At 67.3% G+C, this 13,608-nt stretch carries 14 protein-coding genes; 10 read left to right on the top strand and 4 right to left on the bottom strand.

Translation table 11 applies throughout. The features are described 5' to 3' along the window. Positions 1-2 precede the first annotated feature (2 nt). From AB0M59_RS46160 to AB0M59_RS46120, 9 genes are all read left to right on the top strand, one after another. A complete protein-coding gene (locus tag AB0M59_RS46160; protein WP_364628389.1) occupies positions 3-1,442 on the top strand; it encodes an alpha/beta hydrolase domain-containing protein in 1,440 nt (479 codons plus the stop codon). Between the two features lie 1,022 nt (positions 1,443-2,464). Further along, on the top strand, positions 2,465-2,830 hold the full coding sequence (locus AB0M59_RS46155) for a hypothetical protein (RefSeq protein WP_364628387.1): 366 nt from the start codon (positions 2,465-2,467) through the stop codon (positions 2,828-2,830). A gap of 21 nt (positions 2,831-2,851) precedes the next feature. Beyond that, the gene (locus AB0M59_RS46150) at positions 2,852-3,058 is read left to right on the top strand and encodes a hypothetical protein (RefSeq protein WP_364628385.1); all 207 of its coding nucleotides are present in this window, start codon (positions 2,852-2,854) and stop codon (positions 3,056-3,058) included. A 265-nt stretch (positions 3,059-3,323) separates the two neighbouring features. Then, complete coding sequence (locus AB0M59_RS46145; RefSeq protein ID WP_364628383.1) at positions 3,324-4,322, top strand: Gfo/Idh/MocA family oxidoreductase; 999 nt, start codon at positions 3,324-3,326, stop codon at positions 4,320-4,322. Beyond that, a complete protein-coding gene (locus AB0M59_RS46140; RefSeq protein WP_364628381.1) occupies positions 4,300-5,295 on the top strand; it encodes a LacI family DNA-binding transcriptional regulator in 996 nt (331 codons plus the stop codon). The genes AB0M59_RS46145 and AB0M59_RS46140 overlap by 23 nt, the downstream gene beginning before the upstream one ends. Before the next feature lie 29 nt (positions 5,296-5,324). Continuing rightward, positions 5,325-5,843 carry a VOC family protein gene (locus AB0M59_RS46135; protein ID WP_364628379.1) on the top strand — a complete coding sequence of 173 codons (519 nt, stop codon included), beginning with the start codon at positions 5,325-5,327 and terminating at the stop codon, positions 5,841-5,843. After that, entirely contained in the window at positions 5,840-6,730 is an 891-nt protein-coding gene (locus AB0M59_RS46130; protein WP_364628377.1) for a sugar phosphate isomerase/epimerase family protein, read from the top strand. The genes AB0M59_RS46135 and AB0M59_RS46130 overlap by 4 nt, the downstream gene beginning before the upstream one ends. Further along, positions 6,727-7,716, top strand: a complete 990-nt coding sequence (locus AB0M59_RS46125; RefSeq protein WP_364628375.1) for a Gfo/Idh/MocA family oxidoreductase — start codon at positions 6,727-6,729, stop codon at positions 7,714-7,716. The genes AB0M59_RS46130 and AB0M59_RS46125 overlap by 4 nt, the downstream gene beginning before the upstream one ends. A gap of 26 nt (positions 7,717-7,742) precedes the next feature. Beyond that, positions 7,743-8,555 (top strand): sugar phosphate isomerase/epimerase family protein, encoded by an 813-nt coding sequence (locus tag AB0M59_RS46120; protein ID WP_364628373.1) that lies wholly within the window; start codon positions 7,743-7,745, stop codon positions 8,553-8,555. Between the two features lie 225 nt (positions 8,556-8,780). Here the strand turns inward: AB0M59_RS46120 and AB0M59_RS46115 are convergent, their stop codons facing one another. Genes AB0M59_RS46115 through AB0M59_RS46100 form a run of 4 tightly spaced genes read right to left on the bottom strand, consistent with a single transcriptional unit; the run spans position 8,781 to position 11,667 of the window. Beyond that, on the bottom strand, positions 8,781-9,572 hold the full coding sequence (locus AB0M59_RS46115; RefSeq protein ID WP_364628372.1) for an SDR family oxidoreductase: 792 nt from the start codon (positions 9,570-9,572) through the stop codon (positions 8,781-8,783). 57 nt (positions 9,573-9,629) lie between these two features. Then, on the bottom strand, positions 9,630-10,460 hold the full coding sequence (locus AB0M59_RS46110; protein WP_364628370.1) for a shikimate dehydrogenase: 831 nt from the start codon (positions 10,458-10,460) through the stop codon (positions 9,630-9,632). After that, the gene (locus AB0M59_RS46105; RefSeq protein ID WP_364628368.1) at positions 10,457-11,023 is read right to left on the bottom strand and encodes an AAA family ATPase; all 567 of its coding nucleotides are present in this window, start codon (positions 11,021-11,023) and stop codon (positions 10,457-10,459) included. Before AB0M59_RS46105 ends, AB0M59_RS46110 begins: the two co-directional genes overlap by 4 nt. Continuing rightward, on the bottom strand, positions 11,020-11,667 hold the full coding sequence (locus tag AB0M59_RS46100; RefSeq protein WP_364628366.1) for a hypothetical protein: 648 nt from the start codon (positions 11,665-11,667) through the stop codon (positions 11,020-11,022). Before AB0M59_RS46100 ends, AB0M59_RS46105 begins: the two co-directional genes overlap by 4 nt. Positions 11,668-11,911: 244 nt before the next feature. Here AB0M59_RS46100 and AB0M59_RS46095 point away from each other — a divergent pair, with 244 nt between their 5' ends. After that, on the top strand, positions 11,912-13,327 hold the full coding sequence (locus AB0M59_RS46095; RefSeq protein WP_364628364.1) for an MFS transporter: 1,416 nt from the start codon (positions 11,912-11,914) through the stop codon (positions 13,325-13,327). Positions 13,328-13,608: the final 281 nt, after the last annotated feature.

Genomic DNA, 13,608 nt, shown 5'->3' with positions numbered 1-13,608 from the left:
AGATGCGCGCTCTCCTTGTCGCCGCGGCTCTTCTGGCCGGCATGGTGACCGGTCCGGCCGCGGCCACCGAATCGGCGCCGGCGAGCCCGCCGGCCGGCCCGGCGGCCGTGCCTTCGCCGGTGGTCACCGGCCCGATCCCGGCGAAGGCGCCACCCGGCGACCCCTCCCACGACTACCCGTTCTTCGCCACCGACCAGAACCTCCGGGCGTACGGGTATGTCGAAGAGGAGTACTTCATCGAAGGCACCGCCAACCGCTACACGACCCCGGACGGCGCCACCGGCGCGGTCGTCGACGGCGGGCACGAGTACCGGACGAGAATCGTGGTCCGGCGCCCGATCTCACCGAAGAAGTTCAACGGCACCGCCGTCGTCGAGTGGTACAACGTGACCAACACGTTCGACTACGAGGTCGTGTGGAGCCGCTCGTTCCGGCACCTGCTGGAAGCCGGCTACGTCTGGGTCGGCGTCAGTGCCCAGGGCACGGGCGTCCACTCTCCGATGGGGCTCAAAGCGTGGAGCCCCGACCGGTACGGTTCACTCGACCTGACCGACGGCGGCACGGTCACCGACGACGCGCTGTCCTACGACGTGTTCAGCCAGGCCGCACAAGCCCTGCGGCATCCACGCGGCGCGAACCCGTTGCCGGGACTCGACGTACGGAAGTTGATCGCGACCGGCCAGTCGCAGTCGGCGTCCCGGTTGACCACGTACGCGAACTCCGTCCACCCGATCGCGCCGGTGTACGACGCCATCGCGATCGTCGACGGCGGCGTACCGGTGCGGACCGACTTGACCACCAAGGTGTTCAAGACGGCCAGCGAGTACGACGTGCTCTCCGGCCAGGCCGCTCGTCGCCAGCCGGACACCGACCGGTTCGTCTACTGGGAGATCGCGGGCGCGTCCCACTCCGACCGGCACGCCTACCTGGTGAACAACCCGATCCGGCTCCGCGACGCGGGGGTGTCGGGCCTGCTCGCAGGGCCGACCGCGCCCTGCGTGGCGCCGGCCCGCAGTAACGTGCCCTACGAGTACGTGCTCGACGCGATGTTCGACCACATCGTCCGCTGGGTCGCCCGCGGTACCCGGCCACCCGCCGCCCCGCGGATCGAGGTGACCGACACCTCGACCCGCCCGGCAACGGCGAACCGGGACGCCTACCAGATCATCAAGGGCGGCATCCGGCTCGCCGCGGTCGCCGCGCCGACCGAACGCAACACGGGCTGGAACACCGGCCTCACTCCCGACCGCGACAGCGCCTGCGCGCAGGGAGGCACCTGGATCCCGTTCGACGACACCACCTTGCGTGAGCTGTACCCGACCCACGCGCAGTACGTCCATGCGGTCCGCCAGATCACGACCCAGAACGTCCGCGACGGCTTCCTCGTCCAGGCGGACGCCGACGCCACCATCCGCGCTGCCGAAAGGGCCGATGTGCCGTGAGCCGCCGCAAGTACGGCATCGTGCCGGCGATCCTCCTCGGGCTTGCCGGCGTCACGTTGCGGTAGGCGCTCAGCGCGATCGGCCGGGCTATGAGTGCGACTCCGAGCGGCGTGTGATCGAGATCCGGTCGCCGCTGAAGGAGGTCGGCGGGAAGGTCTACAAAGGAGGCCGGAAGGGTGGCGGCGGTCGAACTTCCGGATCCGGTTCTGGCGGCCGGCGTGGGAAAGGACTGATCTGGGATGAGTCCGGGGCGGGGGAGCGACGCCCGCCGATCCTGCCGACGTTCACCTTCCACGAAGGACGGCACACGCACGCCACCTGGCTGACCGAAGACGGGATCCCGGAGGTCGCTCGGCGGGCGCGACTGAGTGCGTGACTGGCTAAGAGTCATAACTCTCGGTCTCACGACGAAGGTGGCACGGCCTGACGAATAGCGCCTGTGGCCACCTGCCTGTTCGCGACGGCGTTCCAGCCACCCGTATCCGCGAAACCGCGGGTCGCCGCGACAGATCATGCCGCAGCTGCTGGGGCCTGCCGAAGCCGTTGCTGCTGGCGAGCAGAGTCACCGGCCGGGGCCGGCCGAAGTTGCCGCATGGCCGCCTGTCGAAGTGGCGGCACCAGTACGGCTTCTGTTGCCGGGCTGGTCGACCCGGGCTTATGTGGTTGAAGCGGGGCCTGAGTCCTCGCGCAACCGGTAAAGCGAGTTCGATGGAGTGCTCCTCCAAGCTGCGAAGCATGACTACCCGGTCGCGAACCTGATTGATTGGGAAGAGTTCCCGGGTCCGGCATTCAGGGCATAGGGCGACCATGGCCAGCGGCCAGAGGTCGATCGGCCTCCCTGGTGGAGTGCCGTCGACGTAGATCCGGCTAGGGCGGAGAGGATAGGTTGTGGAGCGCTCGAACGGTTCCCAGCTTGGGTGGCTCCCGCGTAGCCGTACCCCGACCGTATGGAACGCGGACTCGTCGAGGTACTCACAGCGATCGACCCAGTACCATGGAAGCGCTCGAGGAGAGCGAGCCAGGTGCCGAAGGATGCGCCGTTCCGGAACTGCTGTCGCAGTGAATTGCTGAATCCATGTAGTGCGATAAGCGGGGTGGGTGCTGACCCGGTAGCGGCCCGCAAGCGCCGCTACGTGGAACGGATAACTCGACTCAGCCCGCCACACGGCATCGTCGAACGGGCGGAGCAACTGGTGGGTCAGCCGAGCTTCATGCGCGGCGAAGCGGAGGTTGGCGCGGATTTCGGCGCTAAGGGTTTCACTTCCCGCGAAGACGTTCGGGAGCATTCCGTCGGTCGCGAGCTGCAGCGCCCGGCGACTCTCCTGAACCTCTTCGAGCAGGTCGTCGACTTCGGGATCGGCGACGAGGTGCATCGGAGGGCCGTGTGACGATGGCAGGTGTCACCTCGCGTGCTGACCGTCGACGCCGCCGGTATGGCTGCTTGGTGCGTGGATCACCTCGGCAGTGCTCGGTCGGTGGAGTACAGCATCCACGGCACGATCATGGACGCCGGTGCGATCCTGACCGTCCTGCTCCTCATAACGGTGCTGCTGTTCCAGCGCCTCCGGCGTTCTCCGGCGGGTTTGCGGTCCCGCGTCGGATCGATCTGTGGTTGACACTCAGGTGGTCCTCCGTTAACTTTTTTCTGCAACCGATCTCAGCAACCGATCTCAATGGGAAGTTCATGACCACTGGCCCTGGCGATCTGCACGCCCGCTGCGTACGTTGCGACGCGCTGCCCCAGCCGTCCCACGGAGACGCTGATGACCGGGCTCCTGGTGCTGTCGATGGCCCCGGTGATCGTGCGTTGGTCGGGCGCCGCCAAGCCCAGCGGGTCGGCGCGCTCGCCGATGGGATATTCAACCGCAGTGATGCGCAGACATGAAAAAAGCCAAGACGATCATCCTCGGCGCGTCGCACTGGCATGTGCCCCTGTGTGCTGACCGGGTCGCCGAGCAGCACGACGTCGTGGGGGTCAGCGACCCCGACCCGTCGCGCACGGAGCACCTTGCGCGTCTTTGGGACGCGCCTCTCTACCCGTCCTGGGAAGAAGTGCTTGCGGCCCACGGGGACGCCGAGCTGGCGTACGTCTTCGTCCCGCACGACGTGATGCGCGAGGTCTGCCTGGCTCTGGTCGCCCGGCGCATCCCGCTCGTCGTGGAGAAGCCGGCCGGGGTGTCGCTGCAGGAACTGGTCGACGTCCGCGCGGCCGCGGACGCCGCCGGAGTACCGGTCGCCGTGACTCTCGTGCAGCGGGGAGGCCCGACCGACCGCTGGCTGGCGAAGGCCGGCCGCTCGGTGTACGAGAGCGTCCAGTTCATCGCGGGCCCGCCCGACCGCTACCTCGTGAACGGCAGTCCGTGGATGGTCGACGTCGAGCGCGCCGGCGGCGGGTGCATGGTCAACCTCGCTCCGCACTTCGTGGATCTCTTCCTCCGCTCGGCCGGTGCGGAGGAAGTAGCGGTGACGGCGGCCTTGTCGTCGAGGCTGCACGGCCGTGGTGTCGAGGACTACGCCTCGATGACGCTGACCACGGCCGACGGACGGATCGCCACCATCGAGGTGGGATACGCGTTCCCCGGGTCGCCGCTCAAGCGGCACTGCTCCTTCATGCGGATCGGCGCCGCGGGGACCGCGACCATCGGGTCCGACGGGAACGCGTCGTTCACCTCCGTCGACGGCGTCACGGAGACCGCAGTCATCGACGTGGACAGCGATCCGTTGTACGGATTGTTCGTCGACCAGGTGGCCGAGCAGCTGAGACGTGATTTCGTGGAACTCCCGCGGATCAGCGATCTCGAGGCCACGATGGCCGTCATCTGGGACGCGTACGCGCACGGCCGACAGGAGAGAACCGGTGTCCACACCCAGCATCGATGAGGTAGCGGCGGCAGCCGGGGTCCACCGGTCGACGGTCTCGCGGGCGTTCTCCCGCCCCGAGGCCGTCAAGCGGGAGACCCTGGAGCACGTCCGCCAGGTGGCGGCCGCCATGGGTTATCGGATGAGCCCGCTCGCCCAGGCGCTCCGGACCAAGGTCAGCACCCTCGTGCCGCTGGTCGTCCCCGACATCACCAACCCGTACTTCGCCGAGCTCGCAAAGGCCATGACGGCCGCCGCGGGGGAGCGTGGCTATCAGCTGGTGCTGTGCGTGACGGAGAACGACGCGGACGCCACGGCCCGGTACCTCGACGCCATGCAGGCGATGTACGCGCCGTTCGCGGTGATCGCGCCCTACGCCCGGGTCTTTCCCGCCGAGTTCGAGTCCCGGGGCTTCGGAAAGCGGCTGGTCGTCATCGACCGGGTCGAGTCCGGTGACCAGGCATCCACAGTGACCGTCGACAGCGCGGCCGGGATCGCGCTCGCGTTGGACCACTTGTTCGAGCTCGGGCACACCTCCATCGCCTACGTCTCGGGAATCGCGGGGACGCACACCGCCGCCGACCGACGCCAGGCCTACCGGACGCTGGCGGAGAAGCACGGGATGACGCCGATCGAGCTCGACAGCAACGGGATCGGCGTCGGCGCCGGCGAACGTGCCGCAGAAGAGCTCGTAAGCCTGCGTGGGCGGCCGACAGCTGTCATCGCGGGCAACGACCTGGTCGCCTTCGGACTCATCAGCGCACTCGGCTCGCGGGGGATGTCGGTCCCCGGCGACGTCTCGGTGGTGGGCTTCGACGGCCTGGCGTTCGGCGCCCGCAGCAACCCGCCGCTGACCTCGGTGCAGCAACCCATCGCCGAGATGGGCCGCATCGCCATCCGGCTCGCCGAGCAGGTGGCGAACGGCGGCTCGGTCGAGCACGTGGTGCTCCAGCCGCAGCTACTCGTCCGCTCCTCGACCAGGCCCGTGCGATGAGCGGCCGGCTGCTGCCTGGGCTCCGTCACGTGGACCATGCCGCGTACACGGTCCCCGACCTGGACGAGGCGGTGCGCTTCTTCGTCGAGGTCCTCGGGGCGGAGGAACTCTACCGCTCCCGGCGCGGACCCGACCCGTCGTTCATGCCGGCGAACTTCGACGTCCCGCCGGACGCTGCCCTCGAACTCGCCATGCTGCGGCTCCCGCCGAACCTGAACGTCGAGCTGTTCGAGTGGGGGTCCGCGGACCAGCGGACCCAGCATCCCCGGCACAGCGACCGCGGCGGTCATCACCTGTGCTTCGTCGTCGACGACGTCGACGCGGCGATCGCCCACCTCGCCACGATCCCGGACGTCCGGATCCTCGGCGGCCGCAAGGAAGTCGGTCCCGACAGCCCTCTCGTGGCCGGCAACCGGTGGACGTACTTCGTCACCCCCTGGGGCCTGCTGATGGAGCTCGTCGACCGGTCCCGGGTGCAGAACCCCCCGAAACTCGTCGGCCCGGCGGACTGGAACCGCCCGCCGCAAAGGAGCACTCCTCTCTCATGATCATCGCCGGACACACGCTGGGAACCCCGGGCCGTGACCTCGCCGAAGCGCTGCGCCTCTTCGCCGCGGCAGGTCTCGACGCCGCCGAAGTCATCTACCAGGACGACTACCCGGCGGCCATCAGCCCGTCGGACCCGCGGTCCGCGCGGCAGGCCGCCGCGATCGCCGACGCCGAAGGTGTCCCGATCGTCGCCCTCACCCCGTACACGACCGCCATCAACAGCCTCGATGCGGCGAGCCGGCAACAGGGGATCGACGAGTTCCGCGCCTGCATCAAGGCCGCGCACACCGTCGGTGCGACCCGCGTCCGGGTGTACGCCGGCGCCTGGCACCCGGGGGACACCGAGCACGCCCGGCAGTGGGAGCAGCTGCGGAGCGCGCTGACCGTCCTCGCGCCCGAGGCCGCGGACGCGGGCGTCGTGCTCTGCGTCGAGAACCACTTCGGCACCATGACGCAGACCGCGGCCGATACCGCCCGTCTCGTCGGCGAGGTCGGCTTCCCCTCCGTCCGCGTCCTGTACGACCAGGCCAACCTGACCTTCACCCATGACGAGACCTGGCAGGAGGCCTTTGCCGTCCAGGGCGAGCTCGTCGGCCACGTGCACGTGAAGGACCTGGTCTTCAAGGACCCGGAGGCGCCCTTCCGGGCCTCGGACACCGCCCGGGTCAAGGCCGAGGAACGCGCCGTCCGGTCCCGGGTCGTCGGTACGGGCGTCGTGCCGTGGCCCGACATCCTCGAGGAACTCGTGCGCCGCGGCTACGACGACGTGCTCTCACTCGAGTACGAGTACCGGTGGCATCCGCAGGACCTGCCCGACCCCGCGGTCGGCTTCAAGGACTCAGTGCTCGCGCTCCGCAAGATGCTCGCCGCGGTGGTGCCCGCGTGACGAGTCCGGATGTGCTGCGCATCGGTGTGGCGGGCGCCGGCAACATCGCGAGCATCGCCCAGCTCCCGACCCTCGTCGCGCGCGACGACGTGGAGCTGCGGGGCCTGGTCACGCGCAAGGACGACCCACAGCCCCTGATGCGGCGCTGGGGCTTCCACCGTGCCTATCCGACGGTCGAGGCGTTGCTCGAGGCGGAGGAACTGGACGCGCTGTTCGTCCTCACGCCCCGGTCGGAGCACGTCCACGCGACGCGACTCGCGCTGGAGGCCGGCGTCGACGTCTTCTGCGAGAAGCCGCTGGCGACGAGCGCGTCCGACGCGCAGTCCCTCGCCGAGCTGGCCGCCGCCCGAGAACGGGTGCTCATGGTCGGGTTCAACCGCCGCTTCGCTCCGGTGTACGAGGCCGGTCGCGCGGCTTTCGGGGAGAGCGGCGCGAGCTTCTGCGTCGCCCAGAAGAACCGGGCAGGCTCCGAGTACCGCGCCACCTTCGAGAACGCGATCCACATGGTCGACCTGCTGCGCTGGTACTGCGGGGGCGAGCCCGTCGACGTCAGCGCGCACGCGGCCGGTGACGACCGTTGGCAAGAGGACGGCGTGGCCGCGCTCGTCCGGTTCGACAACGGTCACTCCGGCGTGCTCGTGGGAGCCCGCGACGCCGGCGGCTGGAGCGAGAAACTCGACGCCTACGGAGACGGGACGAGCGCGAACGTCACCGCGCCCGACCGCATCTCGATCAGCCGGCCCGACGGGACGACCGTGCGCGAGATGTCGCCCGAGGCCTTCGGCTGGGCGACGGCGACGCAGACGTTCGGCTTCGCCGCAGCGGTTCACCACTTCCTGGACCGGGTCCGGGACCGCGGTGAGCCCTTGACGTCCGGGGCTGACGCGGTGAAGACCCAGCTCCTCCTCGATCGCATCCTCGCCGCCGCAGGGCTTCCCACCGACGAGCAACCCGGACGGGCCTGGAGCAGCCACGCCAAGAAGTGACGACGACGCGAGAGGGATGTTTCTCCGTGATTATCAACACGTTTTCTTATCTATGGTCGTCCACGGCGATCGATGCCATTGCAGAATTGGTCGACAACGGGTACAAGACTTTCGAAGTTCCGATCAGCTCTCCACATTGTTGGCCGGATGAAATATCCAGCTCGGAGCGCTCGGCCATGAAATCAAGGCTCAGTGAATACGGCGCGAAGATCAGGTCGCTCAATGCTGGTGGATATGACATCAATTTGGCGAGCCCTGGCGCGAATATGCGCCGCAAGAGTATTGATCACATCAAGTCGGTGGTCGACTTGGCTGTAGCTTGGGATGTCCCCGAAGTTGTGATATCCCCTGGTACGCGACGCCCTATGATTTCACCTTCACTCGAAAAAGCGTATGGATGGATGTACGAGAGTCTGGGCGATCTGATTCCACTGGCCAAACAGGCCGGCACGCGACTCCTTCTGGAAAATACTCCCTATTGCTTCACTCCTGCCATTCGGGATCTGGCGGGTATCGTCAGGACGGTCAACGATGATGCGCTCAAGATCGTGTACGACGTCGCCAATGCTGCTTACATAGAAGAGGATCCCGTAGCGGGTCTGCTCTCGCATCAAGAATCTATCGGACTCGTGCATATTTCCGATACGGGTTTGGAAACATGGGGTCATGACCCGATCGGCACTGGAGTGGTGGATTTCGAAGGGTTGGGTGCCGCCGTCGAAGCAACATGCGGAGTAAGTAATGTTGTTCTCGAGGTAATTCGCGAGGAAAACACTCTACATGAGTTCAATCAAGCAATGCGCGATCTCGGAAGTAAGGGCTGGAAATTAGGAAACTAGCGTGACTCGGCAGTCCGGGTGAACCAGCGGGTCGCGGTGCCGGGAACTGTGGGTTCATCCGGGTCCGAAGTCCTCGACCTCGAGGCGTGCAACGCCAATGTCTGTTCGATCGATGAGGTCGGCGCGGTTGACGCGGACCTTGACGCTCGACCCGTGCGGCGCCGACGATCCCCAGTTCGTTCAACCAAAGGGTTAGTGCTGACTCTGCTCGAAGCACGTCGAGCCTCAAGAGTTGGAGCTCGGCCGACCAGGAATATGGCTGAGAATAGACTTGGAGAAGCCGCCGTCGACACAGATGTCTTGCCCGGTGACATAACCCGACAACGGGCCTACCAGAAACTCGATCACATTCGCGATATCCTCGGGGTTCCCAATTCGCGACAGTGGAATGATACCTTCCCTTGCTTTCTTGATCTGGGGGTCGGCGTACATTTTCTCGGTCATCGATGTATGAGTCATACCTGGGGATACGACATTCACGCGAATACCGTCAGGCGCCCACTCCAAAGCGAGCGTCTGGGCCAGCATCGTCAAAGCAGCTTTGCTGGGGCTGTAAGCACCTGATCCGGCATGTGGTAGCTGACCGGACATCGAGGAGGTAAAGCAAGCTGAACCGCGACTACGCTTCAGATGTGCGTGGCTTGCTTTGGCGAGAAGCCACGCGCCGCGGAGGTTGACGGAGAACATATCGTCCCAGCCCTCGACGGATAAGTCGCATATTGCGCCGGGACTGGCGATTCCGGCGTTCGCCACCAGCCCATCCAGGCCGCCAAATTCGGCTACCGCAGCTTCTACAAGTTGACCTGGCACGTCGGGATCACCGAGGTCACCCACCAACGCGATGGCAGTACCGCCCAGCGACTGAATTGAACGGACAATTCGCTCTTGGCTGGTGGTCAGTTTATGTCCACACACCGCGATCTGCGGCTGCTCGCCCCGGGCAAGAGCCGCCTCTGCGAGCCTCACGCAGGTAGATGCGCCGATGCCGCTACTTCCACCACTGACCAAAGCTTTCATCGCACACTCCTGTAGCTGGGGATTACCAGGGACGGACACTTCCGCAAGCCGTGGGCGTCACGGTCGCTGCGCAGCTGCGCGCAGCTCGTCGGGTGCGGCGCCTTCGAAGCCGAAGAACTCCAGGTAGGCGGGAATCAGCTCGAACAACATGTCGCTGCCGACCTGGATCGTGCAGCCCTTGTCCTCGGCTGCCTGCAGGAACGGGGTCATGTCGGTCTTGAGCACCACATCTCCGACGTACGAACCGGCGGCGACGCGGTCGACGTCGACAGGCAGAGGATCGCCGTCGTTCATCCCGATGGGGGTGGCGTTCACGATCAGGTCGTAGCCCTCGGGATCCTTTGCCCCCATCACGACCTTCACGTCCGAGTAGTGCAGGCCGATGCGCTGGGAGAGTGCTTGGGAGGCGGCTGCGTCGGGATCGAACAAGCCGATCTCGGCCAGGCCGAGGCCGGCCAGCGACGCGGCGATCGAAGAACCGACCCCGCCGTTGCCGACGACCAGCGCGCGTTTCCCGGACGGGTCGAACCCCTTGCGCAGCATGCCGCGGACGAAGCCGGCGCCGTCGAACTGGTCGGCGAGGAGCGATCCGTCCTCCCGCCGCAGGACGGCGTTCGTCGCGCCGGCGATCGCGGCGGTCGGGCTGATCTCGTCCACCAGCTCCATGGTGGTGACTTTGTGCGGCATGGTGATCAGCGCACCGCGGATGTTGGTGAGGGTGAAGACCGATCGGAAGAAGTCCGGGTAGTCCTCGGCCTTGATCCCCATCGGGACGACGACCGCGTCGATGCCGTTCTTCTCGAACCAGGGGTTGCAGATCAGCGACGACTTGAACGTGTGCGTGGGGTAACCGAGGTGCGCGACGAGTGTGGTCGTTCCGCTGATCATCGGATGCCGCCGTCTGTGCTGGTCCCTGCCGCCTGCTCGTCGTTGGAGAGCTCTGACAGCCGTACGCCGGTCCACGCGCACCGCAGCCCGCCGTGCACGGCCCAGAACTCGTCCCAATGGGCGAGCTTGACCTGGTCGCGTTCGAGGCCACGCTTGCGCAGCCGGTCCTGCAGCGTCCTCGGGGAGACGCGGACCCGCACCACCTCCACGTCGACCGGCGGCCAGTCGAAGCGCTCCGCGGCCGCGGTGATGAAGGTGGGGTCGGACAGGTAGGGGCTGAAGGGTGCGTCGACCACCACGGGGCAACCGAGGCGGAGGTTGGCTCCGGCGACGTCGAGCAGCGAGTCGTACTCGAGGGGCAGGATGTTGTCGCGGTAGAACGGGTTGGCCTCGCGGTCGCCGGGGTCGTACCCGGCCGACACCAGGGCGGCCTCGACGAACCGCACGCTCATCGCGTCCTTGTCGAGGTACGCGGCGCCGTGCTGCCGGGCGAGGCGCCGGGCGATCGTCGACTTGCCGGAGCCCGCCGTGCCGATGACGATGCGCAGGGTCGGCGCGTTCATCCGCGCGCGTCCCGCACCGCCATCAGGAAGTCGCGGGCGGCGGCGGTCACCCGGGTGAAGTCGCCGTCGGGCTGCCACGCCTTGGTGACGGCGCTGCCCACGCCGACGCCAGCCACGCCTGCGGCGAACCACTCCTTGACGTTCTCGACAGTGACACCACCGGCGGGCATGATCGGCAGGTGCGCCAGCGGCGCGAGCACGGCCTTGGCGTAGGGGACACCCGCGTTCTCGGTCGGGAACATCTTGACGATGTCCGCACCCGCCTCAGCGGTCTCGAGGATCTCGGTCGGGGTGAAGGCCCCGCTGATCGTCGGCACCTGGTAGCGGTTGGCGACGCGGATCATCTCGGAGTTGAGCTGCGGGCTGACCAAGAAGGCCGCACCGGCCCGGATGCACTCGTACGCGGCGTGGCCATCGAGGACGGTTCCCGCTCCCACGGCGACACCGTCCGGCGCGTACCGGGTGGCCAACCGCCGGATGAGCTCGACGGCCCCGGGGATGGAGAGCGTGATCTCCAGGGCGCGGAACCCGCCCTCGATCGCGGCATGCGCGACGCGCTCCGCGCTGTCCGCGTCGGGCAGCCGAACGATGAGCACAGCGCCTGACTCGTCGATCGTGCGCAGTGTCGCAAGTTTGGTGAACACCGGTGTCCCCTCTGGGCGGGAGCGTGATTGACAAATGGTCGCATGCTTCCTACGGTCTCTGCAACCGATCTCAGCAATCGATCTCATTGGGAGACGACCATGGAGCTCCGCCTCGCCGGGTGGCGCACCCCGGAACGGGTCTCACATCAGATCGGCACCGGGCGGCACGTGCTGACAGCGATGTCCGCGACGAACAGGTCCTGACGATGCCCGGCACGGCACCACACCAACCAGGGAGCGCTCAATGACGACGAACTCACCAGACGCCTCCGAGACTTCAAGCCCTCCGGGGCTCTCCGAAGTTCTGGATCGCCCTCGCCGCCCGGTCAACATGGTGGCGGGCACGATCGGCCACTTCGTCGAGTGGTACGACTGGTACATCTACGGGTTGCTGGCCGCGGTGTTCGCCCCGCAGATCTTTCCGAGCCACTCCCCGTTCGCCTCGCTCATCGCGGCGCTGCTCACCTACGCGATCGGGTTCGTGGTCCGCCCCTTCAGCGGGATCATCGTCTCGCCGCTGGCCGATCGCTACGGCCGGCGGGCTGTCCTCACCCTGTCCGTGTCCGGCATGGCGCTCGGCGCCCTGATCATCGCGCTCACCCCCGGGTACGGCACGATCGGCTACGCGGCGCCAATCCTCTTCGTGGTGGCCCGGATCCTGCAGGGCATCTCGGCCGGCAGCGAACAGCAGAGCGCCATCTCGTTCATGGTCGAGCACGCCCCGCCGAACAGGAGGGGCCTGTTCGGGTCCTTCTCGAACATGGCGAGCGGCCTGGCGACCCTCGCCGCGACCGGGGCCGCCGCGATCATCACCTCGGCCTTCTCCCCGGCCGAGCTTGCGGCCTGGGGCTGGCGCATCCCGTTCCTCGTGGGTGGCCTCCTGGGTGTGGTCGGCCTCGTCCTGCGGGCCCGCGCCGACGAGACCTCCGAGTTCGAGGCCAGTTCCCTCGTCGACCAGAAGTCGGCACCCGCACGGCTGCTGGCACTGCTCCGTGAGCATCCGAAGGCCCTGCTGCAGACGGCGGCGCTGTCCGCGCCGGCCGTGGCCTACTACACCTGGGCGACCTTCCTGCCCACCTACGCCCAGCTCACCAGCGGACGGGACAAGGCCTCCACCTTGGTAGGCAGCGTCATCGGGCTCACCCTGCTGGTCATCGTCGTGCCGATCTGCGGCGCGCTGTCGGACCGGCTCGGGCGGCGCAAGATCTTCCCCATCGTGGGTGCTGTCGGCATGATCGTGCTCTTCTACCCTCTGCTCCTCCTCCTCGACCGGCCGGGCTTCTGGGTCTACGTCGTGGTGGCCACATCAGGATGGCTCGTCCTGGGTATCTGGCAGGCGGTGTACCCGACCATCCAGGCGGAGCTGTTCCCGGCGTCGGTCCGGGTGTCCGGCATCGGCTTCTCCCACCAGCTGGTGATCGCCGTCTTCGGCGGCACCGCCCCCCTGATCGCCGCCGCGTTCGTCGGCGCCGGGCACCCCATGTACGTCGCTCTCTACATGATCGTGATCACCGCTGTCTGCCTCGCCGTCTACTTCACGCTCCCGGAGACGGGCAGCAAGACACTGCGAGCGACCGTCGCGCTGAAGGACCCGGAGATCGTGGAAGGTGAGCTGGAGGAGGCCACTGTGCGCACCCGGACGAGGCGTTCCTCGTCGTAGGCGCCGCTCTCCGCGAGCAAGGCACGTACTCCAAGCTCGATCACCGGCACGCTCGACGTGGCGGCGTCAGCTTGTCGCTGCTGTCACACGGAACGACGACTCGAACATCTGCCGTGTTGACGAGCGAGGTGTCGGAGGAGGAACTGGAACACCTTCGGGCGCTGCCGGCGCCGGTGGTGCGATTAGCGCACGAGGCAGGGGCGTTTGCTGTCGAACTCCCAGCCGGGGACCAGGTAGCGCATCCCGATCGCGTCGTCCCGGGCTCCCAGTGTCTTCTGCTG

This window comes from Amycolatopsis sp. NPDC051371 (assembly GCF_040682155.1).
Classification (GTDB): Bacteria; Actinomycetota; Actinomycetes; order Mycobacteriales; family Pseudonocardiaceae; genus Amycolatopsis.
This window is presented reverse-complemented; position numbering and strand designations above follow the sequence as displayed.